This window comes from Faecalibacterium prausnitzii, from assembly GCF_003324185.1.
In the GTDB taxonomy this organism is placed as follows: Bacteria; Bacillota; Clostridia; order Oscillospirales; family Ruminococcaceae; genus Faecalibacterium; species Faecalibacterium prausnitzii.
Map to the genome: position 1 here is coordinate 17445 of NZ_PXUP01000011.1, position 18396 is coordinate 35840.

The following is an 18396-nucleotide window of genomic DNA, read 5'->3' on the forward strand; positions in this document are numbered from 1 at the left end:
GGCCTTTCAAAAACAGTTAACTTCTAAATCAACTGTTTTTTGAAAGGTCGTTTCATCAGATTCTTATAGCAATCCAGCAAATAATCTCATAAATAATTGTCCCAGTCGCAAATATGCACTTCGTCCGGTTTGATATTGGTCTGTCACATCACGACATTCTCCCATCGTTCTTATCAGATCATTTTTTATTTCCACAACTGCCTGACAATCTGCCATAAAACAGCCGTTTTCAAAATGGTGATATAAACTTCGATAATCCAAATTAATTGTTCCACAAGTTGCCATACAGTCATCTGCCACACTCATTTTTGCATGACAGAAACCAGGAGTCCACTCATAAACACGAACACCATGTTTAACTAATCCATGATAAAAAGAACGAGTTACACTATAAATGAATTTTTTATCAGGGATACCAGGTGTGATAATTCTTACGTCTACCCCTCGCTTAGCAGCCAGACATAACGCATGCGTCATTTCATCTGTTATGATTAGATATGGAGTCATAAACCAACAATATTTTTCAGCTTTATTTATCATACTGATATAAACTTCTTCTCCGACCTGCTCATTATCCATAGGACTGTCTGCATAAGGCTGAACAAAACCTGTTTGCTGTGCTTTATAATCGTAATGAATAATGTATTTACTAAAATCAGTATCATTCGTAGCTTTTTCACTAACAGCATTCCACATTTCTAAAAATGTCACTGTAAGCGACTGAACAGCATCTCCTTCTAAACGAATACCTGTATCTTTCCACTGTCCATACGGGTGTGTGTAATTAAAATATTCGTTTGCTAGATTATATCCACCTGTAAATCCGACTTTTCCATCAATAACTGTTATTTTTCTATGATCACGATTGTTCAAAAACAGATTTAAACCTGGCATAAACGGATTGAATACACGGCAATGAATTCCTATTGTCTCCATTTTTTTCACAAAATCTGTGTTAATAAAGCCTATAGAACCCATATCATCGTAGAATACTCTAACTTCCACACCTGCTTTTACTCGCTCTTCCAGAACATCTTGAATCTTATGCCATGCTTCAGCGTCTTCTATCGCATGATATTCCATAAAGATAAACTTTTGTGCTTTCTCCAAATCCTTAAGCTGTGCCTCTAATCCTTTCACTGCTTCATCAAAATACACAATATCCGTATTCTGATAGATTGGATACTGCGAATTTCTTTGTATGTAACTTGCTATATTTCCTGCTTTCGGAATTGTTTCTTTTATTCTGCTCAAACACTCCTGACTGTCCGGAAGCATTGGTAACAATTTGCTATCAATTTCTGCATACCGCTCACGCATTTTATGTGTGCCACCATTCAAACCAATCAACAAATACAGGCCTACACCCATAATTGGGAAAATTAGAATTAAGATGACCCAAGGCATTTTCATAGAGGATGTCTTATTTGATGCGTACAATCCCAAAACCAAGATCCCACTCAAAATCCTTGTAAATAAATTTATGACTTCTGCATATTCATTCAAGCGTGTTACGATAGTAATAATAAAAATCACTTCCAGAAGAATGCAGATTATGGAAAAACACAGCCGTTTTACCCCATTTTTTGTTTTTGCTTTGCCCTCTAAAGTATCTTGTTTCATATATATTCCGCCTTCCTACTTGCTCAGTTTTCTCCCTAAATTTCGTGGAACATACCAATTTTGTCTTTTATTCTCTGCATTTCATTACACCGGACTGGATAAGTTTGGTGCGGATGTCCTCATACAGTGAAATAATTTGATACTTACAAGTATATTCCAAATAGTCAGAATTGCAATAGGTATGACAAACAAAAATACCCGGCAGATTCTTTATGAAAAATCTGCCGGATATAGACCGGATGCCCTTGGGGCGTTCCATTCTGAAAAATTGCAGGGCAAATGCAAGCTGTGTTAACTGTTATGTAACCTTGTCAATCAATCTTCCAATCTTCCATGGTCGCAACCAAGCGAGAGATAATGCTCAATCTCCCCTCTCAGCACCATTTGTGCGTACTCCAGCGGTTTATTGTACAGCAGCCAGTCTAGTTCTGCCCGCTGTGCCGGGGTGTTGCCGTATTCGTCCTCCACGGCGATGCAGTCGATGGCAAGGGTAGTGCCATCCTCGAACCGGGCTTCCACCCGGTTAGTGTCCATGTTATAGTGGCAGGAAATCAATTTGTTCATACTAGAACCTCCTGTATGTATTCATCCTCTGAATCCAGTTGGTCGTGTCACTGCTCGTATGAATTTAAGGCAACTGAATTCATCACGAGTTATTATGGCACACCCCAAAAGGTTTGTGAAGATTATCGTCAAATGCTTGAAAATGCACTGAGAACTCAAGAATTGTGATCCCTAAAGAGTGGGAGCATTCCAACATAGGAATACTTCCACTTCTTTTTGTTGTCAGAACCACATATAAAATGACTGCTACATCTTGATGCGTGAATGCTATTGGGAATAAATAGAAGCAATATTAAAGCCGTTCACCGCGCAGGTTTTCTAGCTCGGTGAACGGCTTTTTTCTGCCATATTTACAAATATGAAGAATCGAAGAAGTCTTTTAATGTAATTCCCAAACCCTGACAAATTCTTTCAATCGTCTCTACGCTTAACTGCCCTCCTCGACGGGCAGTACTTTGGATTGTGGAGTACGATATCCCGCATTTTTTTGTCAACACACACAGATTCATATCACGCTCTTGCATCAAATCCTGAACACGTTTGATCGTATCCACGAAAATCCCTCCCATCTTTTTAGTTCAAAACTTTTCCAACGATCTCAAATCTTTGCTCTGGAGATATAAGGATTGGCGAATATTTGGTGTTAAGAGAAACCAAAACCGGTTGGTTATGCACCACGCCATAGCTGTCGGTAAGGAGCTCTGCTTGGGACTTGTCTGGGGTATGTTCATCGTATTTTTTCAGATATCCGCAGTCATCATATACGAATATCCCGATATCTCCGCATTCAAGTTCTTCGCAGCGCTTTACCCATACGATTTGTCCGCTATGATAACGTGGTTCCATACTATCACCGCTAACGTATATCCCGAACTCGGCACCAGCCGGAACACTACTGGCAGGCACTTGTATCTGCTGGAACATTTCACCCTCAAGAAAAGCTCCTAGACCTACCGATACTGGCAGCTCTGACACAGGCATCATTATGCAGTCGATTTCCGCAGGCTCTTCTGTGTCTGGCTGGTAGCGCCGGGATGCAATCAAGTCCATTTCGTACTCAGCGACTTTTTTTTGCCCGATGTCATTTAGAAGGGCGGGTTTCTGAAAGTTCTTTGTAAAGTAGGAGGGACCCTCCTTGATGTTCAATGCGTAGCAGATTGCAACTAGTTGATAGATGCTGGGAGTGGTATAGCCTTTTTCCCATTTGCTGATTCCTTTATCACTGACATCGACGCCATAGTGACGGAGAAGTTCAGAGAAAGCTACAAGTGAATAACCATTCCTTTTTCGTGTGCCTGCGAGAATCTGACCAACCTCATTGCTATCCCTCGCAGCGACTGCATCATAGCGCACTGTGGATGGGGCTATGTGCATTTTTGTGAGCGTGGTTTTCTTTTTCATAACAAGAACACTCCTTTGTGATCCGATAGCCCTATTATAGTATAGAAAATACAGGAAATCAATAAGAAATCTCTAAAATAGCGACAAATGCGTAATTGATATCTCCAAAAAGTGGGTGTATAATCGAATCAAATCCACGAATAACAGCCTTTTGGTGTTAATTTGGGACAGGAAATGTGTTTATTCGGTGTTTTTGAGAGGCGATACTATGAGAAAAGAAAATGTAAGATGCCCGATGTGTGGAACTATGAACTACGATGTGGATCTTGATGAAACCGGTGGCTGGACAAAATGCCGTCTGTGCAAAGCAGTGACCTGCTCTATGGAAGAGTGGAAAAAACATACAGTGTCCGTTCCGGTGTTGAGCGAAAAGCAGCTCGTGGCACGCAGTATGATTCGCAAGTAATGCACGCGGTGTTCTGATAGATCTGCAAAAAAGGAGGATTTCTGATGTGTGGTGATTACAACCTTCGCCGTGAGAAAAGATACGTCGGAGTGGATGTTCGTTTTACTCCTGACGGCAAGATCCGTCCTCTTGCCATAAACTATGACAAGACTCGCACTTATGGAATTGATCGTGTCTTGGCAGTCAAGCACGGTACATCACGTTTTGGCGTGAAAGGGCATTGCTTCACCTGCCTGATTTGCGGGCAGAAGCGGAATCTTTGGCTTGAAAAGGGCAAGTGGTTCGTGGAAGCCTACTGTGCCACATCAGAAGGTAGGGCTTCATAATGGCAAGATACTTATCGCGTGCAGAACTCTCGTGCATAGCAGGCAAATATATTGAAATGTACTATGCACTCTTCGGAATAAGCAAAAATGACCCCGCTCCTATTAACCCAGAGCAGTTTGCAAATTCTGTTCTTGGACTGAACCTAAAGATGTTGCCGCTGTGTAGCGATGGTCACATCCTTGGATTAACGGTTTTCCAGAGATGTAGCTTCACAGCAACCCTTGAGGATGGAACAAAGCTTGTTGAAGTATTTATGCCGAGGGATATCGTAATCGATTCTGCTCTTGCGGCAGACAGATGCACTGGATGCCGGAATTTCACCATAGCGCATGAAGCAGCACATCAGATTTTGGCTGATCTGTTTCCGAACGACTACGGAAAAGCAGTCAAGTGCCGTGGGCACATTGCCTATCGGGAGAGAAACGGAAAGCCCTCGTGGGAAGAATGGCAGGCGGATACCCTTGCAGCAGAGCTGCTGATGCCAACATTTCTGATCAATGCCGAAATAGAACGTGTAGCGTTGACTCTGCCAAATGGGATTCTGTACAAATCAGTGTCTGACCCTAACTATGAAAAAATTCTGGAGATGGCTCGACGGATTGGGGTTTCTTGGTCTGCAATCAGGATCAGACTGCAGCAGATGCAGGTTATAAAAGGCAAACCCATCCACTGCCATCCATTGGACATCATGCGATTTGGAGAATGAATATGATTCAGTTAAAGAACCGTCCCTTTGCCGGTAAAGCACCGACTACTACACAGCAGGCAGAATTTAGCATAGGCTGGAGATTTTGCCCTGTTTGTGGAAATAAGTTATACCAAAAAATCGAGGGGTGTTCAGGTATACTACAAGTGAAGTGCAATAGATGCAAAGAAACCCTGAGACTTGATCTGGCATTTAGATGCCGGTGATTTTCCAGTCATTTTAACAAATACGGGTGCATTGCACCCTGAATATGGACTGTTCGCTCCGAGCAACGGGCCATTGCCGCAAGGCAATGTATGAAACGTGCTCCAAATAGCCGGGCAACAGCTGATTGAGAGATTTTCTTTGAAGATCTCTCAGTTGGTTGTTGTCCGGCTATTTTTTTAGCCTTCAGGAAGCCTGCTCCCGTAAAAAGGAGCAGGCTTTATGTTTGTCCGTTTTTCGTGGATGCCCCAAGCGGCTAGATATCCGTAGCAACTCCGAGTTTTCGACTTCTCACGCTTTATCGAAAATTTGGAGGTCACACATGAGTTTTGATCCGAATGCTATTGGTAACCGTATTTTTACTTTGCGTACAAATGCGAAGTTATCGCAGGAAAAACTTGCTGAAAAACTTGGTGTTTCCCATCGCCACCTCGGCGATCTTGAAAGGGGAAGCTCCAATGGCTCTGTAAAAATCCTGATCGATATTGCAGAATACTTCCATGTCAGTATGGATTATCTTCTTTTGGGCCGAGATCCTTCTAGGGATCAGTTTCAAAATGAACTGCAAGCCGCTATAGATCATCTTGAAAAAATCAAAGGTCTTTTATAATCACTTCAACAAGAAACGCTCCTGCCGGTTTTACACCGACAAGAGCGTTTCTTGTGTTATTCAAAAATATCGGCAAGGGTAAGCAGCTGTACTTCTCCGCGTTCCTGTGCCTGAAGCAGGCCGTCCGTAAATCCGCCTTTCGAGAAAATGTAGTAGTGGTAGTTTGTTCCTTTCCCAAAGACTGCTGCATATTCCCGAATCAGTTCCAGTTCGTCCAAACCGATTTTTTCATTGCGATATTTGCAGGAGCCGATGATATAGTCATTGCCCTCAACCGGCCTACCGACAATATCGATTTGTATCTGCTTCTTTTTTTGAGGGTCGGTTCCCCACCACTGCCCAATCTCACTCAACTCGATAGGAAGATCATTCGCATAATAGAGCAAGTAGTCTTGGCACATCTTCTCAAAAATCAGACCCATATAGTCTGGAAAATACTGCTTCACCGCATGGGGGTAGGTCTTTGCGATCCGCCCCGAATCAATGGCACTTGCATTGACCGGCACAAAACGGTACCAAAAACGAAAAAAATTGTCTGCCAGAAGATAGATCGTTTTTTTGCCCGGTTTCTCAGTGATCGGCGTTTCCTTTTTGACGATTCCAAGGTCTATCAACGTTTTGAGGTACTTCGCCACCACAGAGTTTTCTTCACCAACTTTCGTGGTGATATCATTCAGGCGAGAAGCCCCCTCTGCAATTGCCTTGATGATTGCATTATAAATTGCCGGCTCACGCAGCTCCTGCTTTAACAGGTTGGCCGGTTCCTCATAGAGGTAGCTGGAACGGTCAAACAAGTTTTCCATCAGTGCTTCATCTACGCTGTCCCGAACATCCAATTTGTTGATATAATGCGGAACGCCGCCTGTGATGCCATAAATCAGGGCGTTATCTTCCTCGGACAGATTCGGATGGAACACCGCTGTTTCCTTGTAATCCAGCGGCATGATCTTGAATTGCGCTGTTCTGCGCCCATACAGAGGGCTTTCTTTGCCCAAAACCTGACTTTCCATAAAACTCATGGACGAGCCACACAGGATCAGGTACATTTGGGACTCTGTCCATTTATGGTCGATGATGTGCTGAAGCATTGCGGAAATAGCGGGTTTAGCCTTTGCAAGATAAGGATACTCATCAATTACAAATACGATCCGCTGCTCCTTGGAGAGAGCTGTCAGTTCGTCCAATGCTGCATCGTAGGTTGTAAATTCCGGAGATGATTCTGCATTGGGTCGTTCAAAACTCATGATTGCCTTGGACAAGGCTTCCAGATTTTCTTTTCCGGTCGTATTCAAGGCAGAGAAGAAAATGGTCGGTTTATCCTTGCAGAATTCATTGATCAGCGCAGTTTTTCCAACACGGCGTCTGCCGTAAATGACAACGCATTCAAACTTTCCATTCTCATATCGTTTGTTTAACTTCCGAAGTTCCTCATCGCGGCAGTAAAATCGGCTCATTTTGTTCCCTCCCCAAAGTGTATTTATCGAATTTATATACTCGTAAGTTAGTTTCTTACGAGTATAATACTTCATTTCTTACATAAAGTCAAGAAATATATTTTTGACGGTTCATCGAGAAACAGGAACGATACTTCCTATTTTCCTCAAAAATTGTGAACTCTGAGTTCCTGTTCATTTCGTTCCGCATCGGTTACAATACAGCCATAGCTTCGGAAAGCGTTCAAAGCAGCCCTCAAGCTATCCCGCCCCTTGAAAATTGAACACGCATTCTTCAGTCACGTTCCTGTGATGATGAGCCACGTCCGTAACAAATGCGATGATCTCCCACTGAGGGAATGAGCGGTAGGTTGACGGTAAATGGATGACAGCTTCTCCATAGCTATGATCCATCACAGAATAATGATACTTCTGCCTTCGGGCAGCTCGGTGAGAACCACGGAGAGGTGAGAACCCTATGGATTCGGTACGCTGCCGGACGGCTGAAAGTTTTCCCACACGAAAACTGAGTTTTCGTTTTCCGGGGATGTCGGGGACAAATACGGAAAGGTATAGAACTATAAATCACAGCAATTTGCTGTTTGAGATAGTAGGGTGGGCTGTGCGAGCAGTCCACTGTTACATATACGGATAGAAAGGAGAAATCCAAATTGGCCACACGAGGTAAAAAAGAGAAAGAGTATCCGCCTATGCCCGCAAACTGGATGTACAAGCGCGGGGATGTCTACATGATGGACTTGAACCCTTACAGCGGTTCCGAGCAAGGCGGTGTCCGACCTGCCATCGTTGTCCAGAACGATGACGGTAATTTTTACTCCAATGTTCTTCTGGTCGTTCCGCTGACAACACAGATCAAAAAGCGAAATATGCCAACGCATTTTATTCTACACAATCGTTTTTTGAGTGCGCCATCTATGGCGATTTGCGAAAGCCCGCGCCCCGCAGATAAATCCAGAGTGTTAAGCTACCTTGGGCACCTGTCCAAATATGAAATGCGGCAAGTGTCAGTGTGTCTGCAATACAGCTTTGGGTTCATTGGATACAAGTCATTCCGAAAATACCTTACGGCTCCTCCGCAGGAGGATGTTCTCGCCGCTGCAAAAGAGCTGCTCTCCCAGCAGTTTCAGAATCTTCGTGTGCTGAACAGTCAGCCCCCTGCTCTCGCCAAGCACACAAAAGGCGATCTACATAGCATTGAGCAGATATCGGAAAGGATGCTCTCCACCCCGACAGAATCTTCTGTTGAGTTCATGGTCGCAGAACTGGATGATGCACTTCAATCGCTTATGTTCCGCTGGAATATCTGTTATGAACGGTATTCCAGTTTCCGCTTATCCGATAACGAAAAGAAAAAAATCGGTTTGATTATCCAATCAGGAATTGATTTTCTGCAAAAGAAGAAGGAGGTTCCTTTATGATGAACGCAGTTGTAAAACCTTACCATGAGATGTGCCTGAACAGCAGCGAACTGATCGTGCCGCGCGACACTTATCAGCGTGCTCTTCACCCCGCTCGTGTTGCCCGCATCGCAAAAGAATTTGACGAGCGGGTTGCCAATGAGCCGAAGATCAGCTTCCGGGATGGTCACTACTATGTGATGGACGGACAGAACACCATCGCTGCACGGAAATTTCTGAACGGCGGCGAAGATTTGCAGATTCGCTGCAAGGTTTATTTTGGTATGACAGAACGAGAAGAAGCCCTCCTGTTTGCACAGCAGACAGGCATTTCGGAACGGCTGAGTGCAGGACAGAAGCTCCGTGCCCTGATTTTTGCAGGGGAGCCTGCTGCCGTTGCATTCCAGCAGGCCACCGAATTGGCTGGCGTTCATCTTTCTTTTGAAGAAGGCCGGGGCAAGCAGCGGATCAGCTGCATCGCAACCGCCTATCACGAATTCATCCGGCTTGGTCCTGAACTGTATATCGAATCCCTTGATGTTTTGCTGAATGCGTGGGACGGAGAACCTGATTCCATGAGTTCTGCAAATCTGCTCGGCATCTGCCGCTTTGTAGAACTGTACCACTCCGAATACAGTAAAAGCCGTCTGATTGCCAAACTGCGGCAGGTCGATGCATTCACGATTTTTCGCCTTGCACGAACCGCAGGCGTAAGCCTTCCCGGCAAGACGAAGTACCTTCAGCAGGTCTATACTATTTATAATGGTGGCAGCCGCCGGGCTGCATTGCCGCTCAAGTTTTAACTTTAAGTATATTTAACGAGGTATTATCCAATGATTATCCATGAAGAACCTTCGCCCAACTCGGTTTCCTCCCCTGTTTCCACAGCAAAGGACAGCCGCTGCTATACCGTAGAAGACCTGATGGAAATGCTGCTCCTGAGCCGTCCCACTGTCTACCGTCTACTGAAGCAGAACGAATTCCGCTGGTTCAAGGTAAGCGGCGCTTACCGTATTTCCAAAGCCAGCTTTGAAGCATGGCTCAATGATGGCACTGTTGAACGCAATCCCGCTGTTTGACATCCTCAACATTTCACGCGAAATCTGCTATTCTTTAGCCGGGATGAGAAATCCCGGCTAAACTTTTACATAGATAGAGAGGTGTCTTTCATGGATGATATGCGGAATACTTCGGCTCCCTTATACGGAAAAGCTGAACCTGCCACTACCAAAACCACCATGTCGGTTCGTGAGATGCGGCAGCTTCTCGGCCTTGGCAAAACAGACAGCTATTGGCTGCTTCATAAGAATCTCTTTGAAGTCATTCTGATAAACGACAAAAGGCGTATCGTTATTTCCAGCTTTGAGAAATGGTATGCCAATCAGGTCAAATATCATAAGGTCAATGGTTCGCCACCGGGCGAGGAACTTTGCAGACGGTCCTATTCCGTTCCTGACGCCGCCGAGATATTGAAGGTGAAACCCGAAACGATCTATACACTCATCCGACAGGGCAAGTTGAAAACAGAAACGGCAGACTTCTGTATGAGAATTCCCAAAGAGGACTTTGAGCGGTGGTACCGATCACAAAGTCGCTACCGCACAGCAGCCGACCGTGAGCGTGACCGGGAGATTGAAGCGCAAACCATCTCCATCCCGGAAATGGCAAAACTACTCGGTATCCCACGCAAGAATGTTTATGGGATTCTTGATTGCAAAAAATACCGAGATTGTTTCGTCATTGAGCGCGTGGCCGACAGGCCGCGCATTACCAAAAAAAGTTTTAAGGCATGGCTTAAAAGCCAATCTACATACCAACTTCAAAAACCGAAAAAAGAAACGCATGAGGAGCCGCCGCTAAAACTGCAATGTCCCAAGAATGGGAAATACTACAGTTTTCAGGAAATTCAGGCTTTTTACGGAATCAGCCGCCCAACACTTGACTCGTGGGTTCTCAAAGAAGGAATTCCAACGATGAAGTTGGGAAGGGTAAAACGCATCCAAAAAGATGCTTTCGATGAAGTTCTGAAGTCCAAACGTAAAGTAGAGGAGGATGTATAATGGCTAGCATTGTCAAACGCAATAACCGATACTGCGTTGTCTATACCTACAAACACACTAATGGAACACTAAAGCAGAAATGGGAAACCTTTACCGACCTTGCAGATGCCAAAAACCGTAAGAAAGAGGTCGAATACAAAGAATCCGTCGGTACCTTTGTGGCACCCCAGTGCCGAACTCTAAAAGACCTGCTTAAAGAATACGTCACCCTGTACGGAAGAACCAAATGGGCACTTTCAACCTATCAATCAAACACTGCACTGATTTCAAACTACATAGAACCGCTTATCGGCTCAATGAAGCTGCAAGATCTCACCACCCGCGTAATTGAGGGATATTATCAGCGGCTGCTTAAATACGAAGCCGTTGACCCTATGTGTGGAAAGCGTCAGCATCAATACGTTTCTCCCGGCACGGTTCGTTCGGTTCACAAAATTTTGAGAAGTGCCTTTGAGCAGGCTGTAAAGTGGGAACTTATGGAAAAGAATCCCTGTATTTATGCCACCTTGCCCAAATACACTGCAAAGAAGCGTGATATCTGGACTGCCGAGACCCTGTTCCATGCCTTAGAAGTCTGTGATGATCCACGGCTCCGGCTTTGCATCAACCTCTCCTTCTCTTGTTCCCTGCGCTTAGGGGAATTGCTCGGTCTGACATGGGATTGTGTGGATATCTCCCCCGAAAGCATTGAAGCCGGGCGAGCCTCCATTTACATAAATAAGGAATTGCAGCGTGTAGATATTGCTTCGCTGAACGCCTTGGAAAATAAAAATGTCATCACTCGTTTTCCCTCGCTGAGTTCCCGCTGCACCACGGTCCAGGTTCTGAAAAGCCCTAAAACAGACAGCAGTATCCGAACCATTTTTCTCCCCAAAACAGTTGCTGAAATGCTTGTCCACTATAAAGCCGAGCAGGACATGACAAAGGACGCACTGGGTGCAGAGTATGCAGACTATAATCTCGTGGTTGCCGGCCCGCTGGGAATGCCGACCGAACAATCCACCATTAACGGTGCATTGAAGCAGCTGATTGAGGAAAACGATCTCCCAAAAGTGGTTTTCCACAGCTTCCGACACTCCAGCATTACATACAAGCTCAAACTGAACGGCGGCGATATCAAAGCCGTGCAGGGCGATTCCGGTCATGCACAGGCTTCGATGGTCACCGAGCAGTACGCACACATTCTGGATGATGATCGGCGTTTGAACGCACAACGATTCGACGATTTCTTCTATCAGCATCATGGTGCAGAGCCTGAAGCCCTCCCTCGCGCAGAGCAATCCACTCCCAAAGCCAGTCCAGTCGATACAGATGCGGCAGCAGCTCTTGCTAAACTGCTGGCTGACCCCTCTATGGCTACACTCATTAAAAATCTTGCAAAGAACCTATAAGCCTCTATACATAAACAGCGGCAGTTTTCCGTATATGGAAAACTGCCGCTATCTGTTTTAGGATGATCCCGTTTCTTTGTGTTTTTTCGCCTTAGCTTCCTCTATGTCCATCTTCAGCTGATGTGTAAGCTGTTTTACATAATCGAGTGAAACTTCATAGCCTTCTGCGATTTTTTCTGCCGGCATCCCATCAAGGATACGGGAGATCACAATGTTCTGAGTGGCTTGTTTTCTCGACTCTGCAATCATTTCCTCAATAGAGGGGCAATGTTTATTATGCATCCAATTCAAGTAATCCAAGCGTTCAGCTTCTATCCGCGATAGAAGCCTGACTGCATAGAAATTGTCATCTACCTCGAAGCGAACTTCCTCTCCGGGTTTGACTTCAAGTTTTTCCAGAACCGCATCTGGGAGTTTTACAGTTCCATCTTCACCGACTACAATATTAAATTTCTTTTCCATCGCACACTCCTAAAATCACGCAAAGTTCCTTGCATCCAGTGCCTTTACTCCCGTAAGAATACCATAAGCCCCTTCCTTTTACAAGACAATGCGCATTTCCATTCGCACTGTTACATAGACCAGAGTTTTCTCGCAGAAAGCTCTGGTCTTTTTCTATTGAAAACATTTGTCCATCACACCAGCTACGGCTGTATGGTCTGGTTTACGAATGCTAAACAAGCAAATATCCGTAGGGAAACGTACACTTCCCAGCTAATGAAAGGTGGGCATTTTACAATGAACCTTCCACTTTTCATTAGCTCTGCTAATTTTCTGCTAATGAAAAGCCTTTTACTCGTTTTATTTCGGGGTTTGTGTTCTTTACTCAGATTGACAGCGCAACAAAAAATCAATTGATAAAACGTTACTTGTTTTACCTACTTTTGCCTAGGATTTATGGCTTCAGCCCCTACTCCTAAGCGGAAGGCCGTGTGTTCGAATCACATCGGGGACGCCAGCGCAAAATCAAGCCCGGAAGGTTTACGAACCCTCCGGGCTTGGTTTTTGCTTTTCTATGGAAGATAGCCGCTACAACGTTCACACCAGCCTTGCCCCGGCGTGGGGCAGGCTTTCTGCGCCAAGGCTTTGCAGCTTTTGGGGCAGGGCGGCAAGGTCGCCGCCGGTATAATACCAGCCCGCAGCCAGTGCTGCCAGTGCCAGCAGCAAAAGCACCACCAGTGCCTTGCCCAGCCTGCGGCGCTTCGGGCGCGGCGATGCAGACTGTTCCGCCGTGAGGGAGGCAGGGGTCAGGGCTGCATCCGGCACGGCTCTGCCATAGGGCTGCCAGTTTGTGCCCCCAGCCTGCGGCAGACCACAGGCGGCACGGCGCAGCATATCCAGCAGCCATAGCCCGGGGTTCTCGTCCGACGCAAGGCACCGCAGCCAGCAGCCCTTTTTACCGCCCACCAGCAGCAGACGGCTTTGGGGCAGTTCCACACAGCCCACCGTCAGCGCGGCACCGGTCAGCTTCTGCATGACCTGCACCCGCGCCAGTGTGCGGGCAGGCTCTGCCTGCGGTGCCTTGCGCAGCTTGCGGCTGAGCCGGGCGGTGAGCGCGGTATTGGCGTAGCTCATAGCGCCAAAATCGAATACCTTTTCCGCGCCGGGAAGGTTTTCCAGCCGGGTCTCCAGCAGCGCCCCGGCGGCGGTATCACTGCACACCAGCAGCTTGCGGTGCTGTTCCAGCGCCTGCACTGCGGCAGCGGCAAGGGTCTGCTCCCCTTCCCCGTACAGTGCCAGGGCAAGGCTTGTCCGCAACTGCTGTACCGCCCGGTGCAGCTGCTGCGGGGTGCTGCTTTGCAGCGCCACCAGTGTTTCCGCACCCCGGCTGCGGCAGTGCACCGTGCCCTGCCAAGTGTCCGGCAGGGCTTCCACAGCCTTTTGCACGGTCTGCTCCGGTGCACCGAACAGCCGCAGCACGCAGCCTGCCGGGCGCTCTTCCTTATTTGTCATGACGCATCCCCCCTGCGGCCGCAGGGGCCGCCCTTACTCTGCCCGCAGGGTCTCGTCCAAGGCGGTCAGGGCGGCGGGGTCATGCTGTGCGCTTTCGGCCAGCACCTGCGTACCGGCAGGGGTCTTGCCCTGTGCCAGCCGCAGCGCCATTTCCAGCGCAGTCTGTGCGGCGCGGGCGCGGATGAGCGCACGGTCCGGGCGGGAGACGAACAACTTCTTCACATACGCCTTATCTCCCCGGGCAGCGCCCAGATACACCGTGCCCACAGGCCGGACGGCATCGCCGCCGCCGGGGCCTGCCAGACCGGTAACGCTGACCGCGATATCTGCACCGGCGGCCTTTGCCGCGCCCAGCGCCATCTGCGCCGCCACGGGAGCCGACACCACATTATATTGCGCAATGACCGCCGGGTCCACCCCGACAAGCTTCGCCTTGGCCTGCTCCCAGTAGGTCACAAAGCCGTAGCCGAACACCTCGCTTGCGCCGGACACACTGGTCAGGCGCTGGGCGATCATGCCGCCGGTGCAGCTTTCGGCGGTGGCAATGGTCAGGCCGTTGGCCTGCAGCGTATGCACCACCGTCTCTTCCAACCCGGCGACATCCTCATCATACACCGCATCGCCCAGCAGATCATAGAACTTTTTGGCGTAGGCGCGGCACATGGTCTGCGCCTCGGCGTCATTCTGCGCCCGGGCGGTGATGCGGATCTCGCATTCGCCGGTCTTGCAGTAGATGGCGGCGGTGGGGTTCGGGTTTTCCAGCAGCGCACGCACCCGGTACTCCAGATTGCTCTCGCCGCCCAGCACCCGCAGCGTCAGGCTGTGCAGGGCGCAGCTCTGCCGCGCCAGCAGCAGTGGGCGTACGCTTTCCTCCCACATGGCCTTCATCTCATGGGGCACGCCGGGCATCAGCACGGCACAGCGGCCGTCCTGCTCGAACCATGCGCCCGGCGCGGTGCCGTGGTGGTTGACCACCTTATGCCCGTGCACCGGCACCATGGCCTGCTTGCGGTTGTTGGGGGTGGTCTCGCGCCCGGTGCGGGTAAAGAAGTCCACGATCTTCTGCCACTCCTCCGGGTCAAAGGTAAGGGTATCGCCAAAGCAGGCGGCCACCGTCTCCTTGGTCAGGTCGTCTGCCGTGGGGCCCAGCCCGCCGGTGAACACCAGCAGGTCGCACCGCTGCTTTGCCTCGTTGACAAAATCCGCCAGACGGTCCTGGTTATCGCCGATGGTGCTCTGCCGCCGGACGGTGATGCCCAGCGCGGCCAGCTCCCGGCTAAGGTACTGGGCATTGGTGTTAAGAATGTTGCCGAGCAGCAGCTCGGTACCCACACTGATGATCTCTGCTGTCATGGACAAATCAACCCTCGAATTCTACCTGATCGGTGATGCGCACCCGGATGCGCTCGGTCTGCTCTGCGGCTTCGGCTTCCAACGCGGCAAGGCCGGGCATGGCAGCTTCGGCGGCAAGGATCTCCTCCAGCTCGGGGCGGATCTTCGGGTGCGGCGGGGTGAAGATGGTGCAGCAGTCCTCATAGGGCAGAATGCTGGTCTCAAAGGTATTGATATGGCGGGAGGTCTCAATGATCTCGGTCTTGTCCATACCGATGAGCGGGCGCAGGATGGGCAGGTCCTGTGCAGCATCGGTGCACTGCAGCGCCTTGACGGTCTGGCTTGCCACCTGTGCCAGACTTTCGCCGGTGACCAGCGCTTCACAGCCCTGCTTTTTGGCAATCACGTTTGCAATGCGCATCATGCTGCGGCGCATCAGCACCGTGAACAGCACATCCGGAGCATTATCCCGAATGTATTCCTGGGGTTTTGTGTAGGGCACTACAAACAGGTTGGCGCTGCCGGTATACACGGTGATGAGCTGTGCCAGAGCCTTTACTTTTAGTTTTGCACGCTCAGAAGTATACGGAGGGGACGCGAAATGGATGTGATCCAGTGCCAGACCGCGCTTTGCCATGCGATAAGCTGCCACCGGGCTGTCGATGCCGCCAGAGAGCATATTCAGGGCACGGCCGCTGGTGCCCACGGGCAGACCGCCCTCACCCGGTATTTTTGGGCCGTGAATATACGCACCGTAATCTCGAATCTCCACAATGACCTTGAACTGCGGGTTATGCACATCCACCTTCAGGTAGTTGTGCTTGCCCAGCAGATAAGCGCCCAGCTCCCGCATCAGCTCCGGGCTGGTCATGGGGTAGGTCTTGTCGGCGCGGCGGGCTTCCACCTTGAAGGTACGGATGCCGTGCAGCGCGCTGCCCAGATAGTCCTCGGCGGTCTGGCAGATGGTATCGAAATCCTTTTCGCACACCACGGCGCGGCTGAGCGCGGCAAGGCCGAACACCTTGCTGACCCGCTCAAAGGCAAGATCCATATCCACGTCCTCTTCCTCAGGTTCCATATAAAAAGTGGACTGGGTGCAGTACACCTTGAACTTGCCCACCGTCTTAAGACGGTAGCGCAGAATCTTCATCATGGCTGCTTCGAACTGGTTGCGATTGAGGCCTTTCAGGGACATTTCGCCCTGATAGCCCATAATAATTTCCTTCATAAATGTTGCATCTCCTGATGTGGGATTTATAATGGCCTCCGCTTTCGCTCTGGCCATATTCAGCGGAAAAATTGTTTTACTCTATGAATGGAAAATGACTGCGGTCATTTTCCATTCACCCTTTCACGCATTAGGGTCGCGCAGGCAAACTGCATCTTCCCATAGAACGGCTGACAGCTTTCTCTTCGGACACGAATCGGGCCATTCCATCGCCCGCCCTATTGCCCTGCGGGCAACAGGGTCCCACCCCAGCGGACGGTCCTCAGAGAAACTGTCAGCCGTTCTGCGGCTTCTGTTTTTACTTTCTGATCTTCTGCAAGTGCTTCATGCCGTCCTCGAAGCGGTTGAGGAAAGCATCCACATCCTCCGGGGTGTTGTCGGCGCAGAAGGACACCCGGATGGCGGTATCGATGGCCAGCGGGTCGCGCCCCATGGCTGCCAGCGTGTGGCTGGGCTGACCGCGTCCACAGGCGCTGGCCGAGGAGACGTAGATCTGCTCTTCGGCCAGAAAAGCCAGCATGGTCTCGCTCTTGATGCACATCTCGCTGAAGTTCAGCACCTCGGGCACGGCGTTCTCCGGGCTGTTGATGACTACCTCCGGGAAGGCCTTCAGCCCCTCCCGCAGCTGCCGGTTCAGCGCACGCATGGCAGTGTCCCGGCTCTTCATGGTCTTTGCAAGGCGGGTGGCCGCTGCGGCCAGCCCCATGGCGTAGGGCAGGTTTTCGGTGCCGGGGCGCATCTGCCGCTCCTGCTCGCCGCCCAGATAGGGCGGCTGGAAAGCCTGCACCAGCCGGTCGGAAAGGTAGAGCGCGCCAATGCCCTTGGGCGCATGGATCTTGTGGCCGCTCACCGAGAGCGTATCAATGTTGTCCAGTTTGATGGGCACACGCATCCATGCCTGCACCGCGTCCACATGGACGATGGTACGGCTGTTGCGGTGCTTTACCTCGGCGGCAAGGCGTTCCACATCGTTGCGGGTGCCGATCTCATTGTTCACCATCATGCAGGCCACAAGGATGGTGTTCTTGTCCACCCGCTCCAGCATGGCGTCAATGTCCAGCGTGCCGTCTGCCCGGGGAGCTACCACGGTAACGTCGTAGCCCTGCTTTGCCAGACGCTCCAGCGGCCGCTGTACACTGGGGTGCTCGAAGCCGGACACTACAATGCCCTTGCCGAAGGTGCGGGTCTGCACCGCGCCCAGCAGCGCCAGATTATTGCTCTCGCTGCCGCAGGAGGTAAAGTACAGTTCCCGGCTTTTGCAGCCCAGCGTGCGCGCTACGGCGGCGCGGGCGGCGTTCAGAGCTTCTTCACTGCGCGCGCCCGGGCCGTACAGGCTGGAAGGGTTTGCCCAGTGCTCCCGCATGGCCTTGTCGATGACGTCCGCCACCTCGGGCGCTACGATGGTGGTGGCCGCGTTGTCCAGATAATGTAACTGAGGATTTTGCAGCATAAACGGATTTCCTGCTTTCTGTCGTTGTTTTCATAATAACCCAGAATAAGTATAGCACAAACCCCTGGATAACGCAAAAAATTTTATGCATTTATGGGTGATTTTTGTAACTGTACCTCCTTGACAAACACCCCGGTGGTGTGCTATCTTTACAGCATAGACCGCATCCCTGCTGACGGAACCTTGTGGAGCACCACAGTGCAGGGGTGCTGGGGATGTCAATGCCGACCGTCTGGGCAGCCTTGCGCAATTGCTGCGCAAAGCTGCCCTTTTTTGCTATCAAGGAGGAT

Annotated in this window: 19 protein-coding genes and 1 riboswitch; of the genes, 9 read left to right on the forward strand and 10 right to left on the reverse strand. The window is 49.6% G+C overall.

Going from position 1 to position 18396, the window contains the following annotated elements; genetic code table 11:
• Nucleotides 1-63: 63 nt before the first annotated feature.
• The 4 genes from cls to C7J97_RS08720 all read right to left on the reverse strand — a co-directional run bounded on the left by cls (nucleotide 64) and on the right by C7J97_RS08720 (nucleotide 3588).
• A complete protein-coding gene (gene cls, locus C7J97_RS08705) occupies nucleotides 64-1623 on the reverse strand; it encodes a cardiolipin synthase (protein WP_113992749.1) in 1560 nt (519 codons plus the stop codon).
• A 315-nt stretch (nucleotides 1624-1938) separates the two neighbouring features.
• The gene (locus C7J97_RS08710; RefSeq protein ID WP_113992750.1) at nucleotides 1939-2187 is read right to left on the reverse strand and encodes a DUF6061 family protein; all 249 of its coding nucleotides are present in this window, start codon (nucleotides 2185-2187) and stop codon (nucleotides 1939-1941) included.
• 350 nt (nucleotides 2188-2537) lie between these two features.
• Nucleotides 2538-2741 carry a helix-turn-helix domain-containing protein gene (locus C7J97_RS08715; protein ID WP_242821978.1) on the reverse strand — a complete coding sequence of 68 codons (204 nt, stop codon included), beginning with the start codon at nucleotides 2739-2741 and terminating at the stop codon, nucleotides 2538-2540.
• A gap of 19 nt (nucleotides 2742-2760) precedes the next feature.
• Nucleotides 2761-3588, reverse strand: coding sequence for an XRE family transcriptional regulator (locus tag C7J97_RS08720; RefSeq protein ID WP_113992751.1), 828 nt, complete (start codon nucleotides 3586-3588; stop codon nucleotides 2761-2763).
• 247 nt (nucleotides 3589-3835) lie between these two features.
• Between C7J97_RS08720 and C7J97_RS08725 the strand changes: the two genes are divergently transcribed.
• The 4 genes from C7J97_RS08725 (at nucleotide 3836) to C7J97_RS08740 (ending at nucleotide 5841) form a co-directional block, all read left to right on the forward strand.
• On the forward strand, nucleotides 3836-3994 hold the full coding sequence (locus tag C7J97_RS08725; protein WP_242983478.1) for a hypothetical protein: 159 nt from the start codon (nucleotides 3836-3838) through the stop codon (nucleotides 3992-3994).
• A 44-nt stretch (nucleotides 3995-4038) separates the two neighbouring features.
• A complete protein-coding gene (locus C7J97_RS08730) occupies nucleotides 4039-4320 on the forward strand; it encodes a hypothetical protein (protein ID WP_097782383.1) in 282 nt (93 codons plus the stop codon).
• Nucleotides 4320-5027 (forward strand): ImmA/IrrE family metallo-endopeptidase, encoded by a 708-nt coding sequence (locus tag C7J97_RS08735; RefSeq protein WP_181573319.1) that lies wholly within the window; start codon nucleotides 4320-4322, stop codon nucleotides 5025-5027. The genes C7J97_RS08730 and C7J97_RS08735 overlap by 1 nt, the downstream gene beginning before the upstream one ends.
• Nucleotides 5028-5553: 526 nt before the next feature.
• The gene (locus C7J97_RS08740) at nucleotides 5554-5841 is read left to right on the forward strand and encodes a helix-turn-helix domain-containing protein (protein ID WP_005928332.1); all 288 of its coding nucleotides are present in this window, start codon (nucleotides 5554-5556) and stop codon (nucleotides 5839-5841) included.
• A gap of 56 nt (nucleotides 5842-5897) precedes the next feature.
• Here C7J97_RS08740 and C7J97_RS08745 read toward each other — a convergent pair whose 3' ends face one another.
• On the reverse strand, nucleotides 5898-7295 hold the full coding sequence (locus C7J97_RS08745; protein ID WP_113992752.1) for an ATP-binding protein: 1398 nt from the start codon (nucleotides 7293-7295) through the stop codon (nucleotides 5898-5900).
• A gap of 650 nt (nucleotides 7296-7945) precedes the next feature.
• Between C7J97_RS08745 and C7J97_RS08750 the strand changes: the two genes are divergently transcribed.
• The 5 genes from C7J97_RS08750 (at nucleotide 7946) to C7J97_RS08770 (ending at nucleotide 12143) form a co-directional block, all read left to right on the forward strand.
• Nucleotides 7946-8713, forward strand: a complete 768-nt coding sequence (locus tag C7J97_RS08750; RefSeq protein WP_242983479.1) for a type II toxin-antitoxin system PemK/MazF family toxin — start codon at nucleotides 7946-7948, stop codon at nucleotides 8711-8713.
• Nucleotides 8710-9495: a DUF6551 family protein gene (locus C7J97_RS08755; RefSeq protein ID WP_097773969.1), complete on the forward strand. Its 786-nt coding sequence runs from the start codon at nucleotides 8710-8712 to the stop codon at nucleotides 9493-9495. The genes C7J97_RS08750 and C7J97_RS08755 overlap by 4 nt, the downstream gene beginning before the upstream one ends.
• Before the next feature lie 30 nt (nucleotides 9496-9525).
• Nucleotides 9526-9771 (forward strand): helix-turn-helix domain-containing protein, encoded by a 246-nt coding sequence (locus C7J97_RS15495; RefSeq protein WP_005933015.1) that lies wholly within the window; start codon nucleotides 9526-9528, stop codon nucleotides 9769-9771.
• A 90-nt stretch (nucleotides 9772-9861) separates the two neighbouring features.
• Nucleotides 9862-10752, forward strand: coding sequence for a helix-turn-helix domain-containing protein (locus C7J97_RS08765; protein WP_097773971.1), 891 nt, complete (start codon nucleotides 9862-9864; stop codon nucleotides 10750-10752).
• Complete coding sequence (locus C7J97_RS08770) at nucleotides 10752-12143, forward strand: tyrosine-type recombinase/integrase (protein ID WP_113992753.1); 1392 nt, start codon at nucleotides 10752-10754, stop codon at nucleotides 12141-12143. The genes C7J97_RS08765 and C7J97_RS08770 overlap by 1 nt, the downstream gene beginning before the upstream one ends.
• 57 nt (nucleotides 12144-12200) lie before the next feature.
• Here the strand turns inward: C7J97_RS08770 and C7J97_RS08775 are convergent, their stop codons facing one another.
• The 5 genes from C7J97_RS08775 to C7J97_RS08795 form a co-directional block, all read right to left on the reverse strand.
• Nucleotides 12201-12605: an AbrB/MazE/SpoVT family DNA-binding domain-containing protein gene (locus C7J97_RS08775; protein ID WP_015536742.1), complete on the reverse strand. Its 405-nt coding sequence runs from the start codon at nucleotides 12603-12605 to the stop codon at nucleotides 12201-12203.
• Between the two features lie 576 nt (nucleotides 12606-13181).
• Entirely contained in the window at nucleotides 13182-14096 is a 915-nt protein-coding gene (locus C7J97_RS08780; RefSeq protein WP_005928309.1) for a competence/damage-inducible protein A, read from the reverse strand.
• Nucleotides 14097-14129: 33 nt separating this feature from the next.
• Nucleotides 14130-15449: a competence/damage-inducible protein A gene (locus C7J97_RS08785; protein WP_113992789.1), complete on the reverse strand. Its 1320-nt coding sequence runs from the start codon at nucleotides 15447-15449 to the stop codon at nucleotides 14130-14132.
• Between the two features lie 7 nt (nucleotides 15450-15456).
• Nucleotides 15457-16656 carry a tRNA uracil 4-sulfurtransferase ThiI gene (gene thiI / locus C7J97_RS08790; protein WP_015536741.1) on the reverse strand — a complete coding sequence of 400 codons (1200 nt, stop codon included), beginning with the start codon at nucleotides 16654-16656 and terminating at the stop codon, nucleotides 15457-15459.
• Between the two features lie 298 nt (nucleotides 16657-16954).
• On the reverse strand, nucleotides 16955-18106 hold the full coding sequence (locus tag C7J97_RS08795; RefSeq protein WP_113992754.1) for a cysteine desulfurase family protein: 1152 nt from the start codon (nucleotides 18104-18106) through the stop codon (nucleotides 16955-16957).
• Between the two features lie 158 nt (nucleotides 18107-18264).
• Nucleotides 18265-18351: riboswitch (ZMP/ZTP riboswitch) on the forward strand.
• The last annotated feature ends 45 nt before the right edge of the window (nucleotides 18352-18396 follow it).

Bases quoted from the DNA above. Each gene is read 5' to 3' on its own strand.
- cls (WP_113992749.1), bottom strand. From the start codon at position 1,623: ATGAAACAAGATACTTTAGAGGGCAAAGCAAAAACAAAAAATGGGGTA.
- C7J97_RS08710 (WP_113992750.1), bottom strand. From the start codon at position 2,187: ATGAACAAATTGATTTCCTGCCACTATAACATGGACACTAACCGGGTG.
- C7J97_RS08720 (WP_113992751.1), bottom strand. From the start codon at position 3,588: ATGAAAAAGAAAACCACGCTCACAAAAATGCACATAGCCCCATCCACA.
- C7J97_RS08725 (WP_242983478.1), top strand. From the start codon at position 3,836: ATGAACTACGATGTGGATCTTGATGAAACCGGTGGCTGGACAAAATGC.
- C7J97_RS08730 (WP_097782383.1), top strand. From the start codon at position 4,039: ATGTGTGGTGATTACAACCTTCGCCGTGAGAAAAGATACGTCGGAGTG.
- C7J97_RS08735 (WP_181573319.1), top strand. From the start codon at position 4,320: ATGGCAAGATACTTATCGCGTGCAGAACTCTCGTGCATAGCAGGCAAA.
- C7J97_RS08740 (WP_005928332.1), top strand. From the start codon at position 5,554: ATGAGTTTTGATCCGAATGCTATTGGTAACCGTATTTTTACTTTGCGT.
- C7J97_RS08745 (WP_113992752.1), bottom strand. From the start codon at position 7,295: ATGAGCCGATTTTACTGCCGCGATGAGGAACTTCGGAAGTTAAACAAA.
- C7J97_RS08755 (WP_097773969.1), top strand. From the start codon at position 8,710: ATGATGAACGCAGTTGTAAAACCTTACCATGAGATGTGCCTGAACAGC.
- C7J97_RS15495 (WP_005933015.1), top strand. From the start codon at position 9,526: ATGATTATCCATGAAGAACCTTCGCCCAACTCGGTTTCCTCCCCTGTT.
- C7J97_RS08765 (WP_097773971.1), top strand. From the start codon at position 9,862: ATGGATGATATGCGGAATACTTCGGCTCCCTTATACGGAAAAGCTGAA.
- C7J97_RS08770 (WP_113992753.1), top strand. From the start codon at position 10,752: ATGGCTAGCATTGTCAAACGCAATAACCGATACTGCGTTGTCTATACC.
- C7J97_RS08775 (WP_015536742.1), bottom strand. From the start codon at position 12,605: ATGGAAAAGAAATTTAATATTGTAGTCGGTGAAGATGGAACTGTAAAA.
- C7J97_RS08780 (WP_005928309.1), bottom strand. From the start codon at position 14,096: ATGACAAATAAGGAAGAGCGCCCGGCAGGCTGCGTGCTGCGGCTGTTC.
- C7J97_RS08785 (WP_113992789.1), bottom strand. From the start codon at position 15,449: ATGACAGCAGAGATCATCAGTGTGGGTACCGAGCTGCTGCTCGGCAAC.
- thiI (WP_015536741.1), bottom strand. From the start codon at position 16,656: ATGAAGGAAATTATTATGGGCTATCAGGGCGAAATGTCCCTGAAAGGC.
- C7J97_RS08795 (WP_113992754.1), bottom strand. From the start codon at position 18,106: ATGCTGCAAAATCCTCAGTTACATTATCTGGACAACGCGGCCACCACC.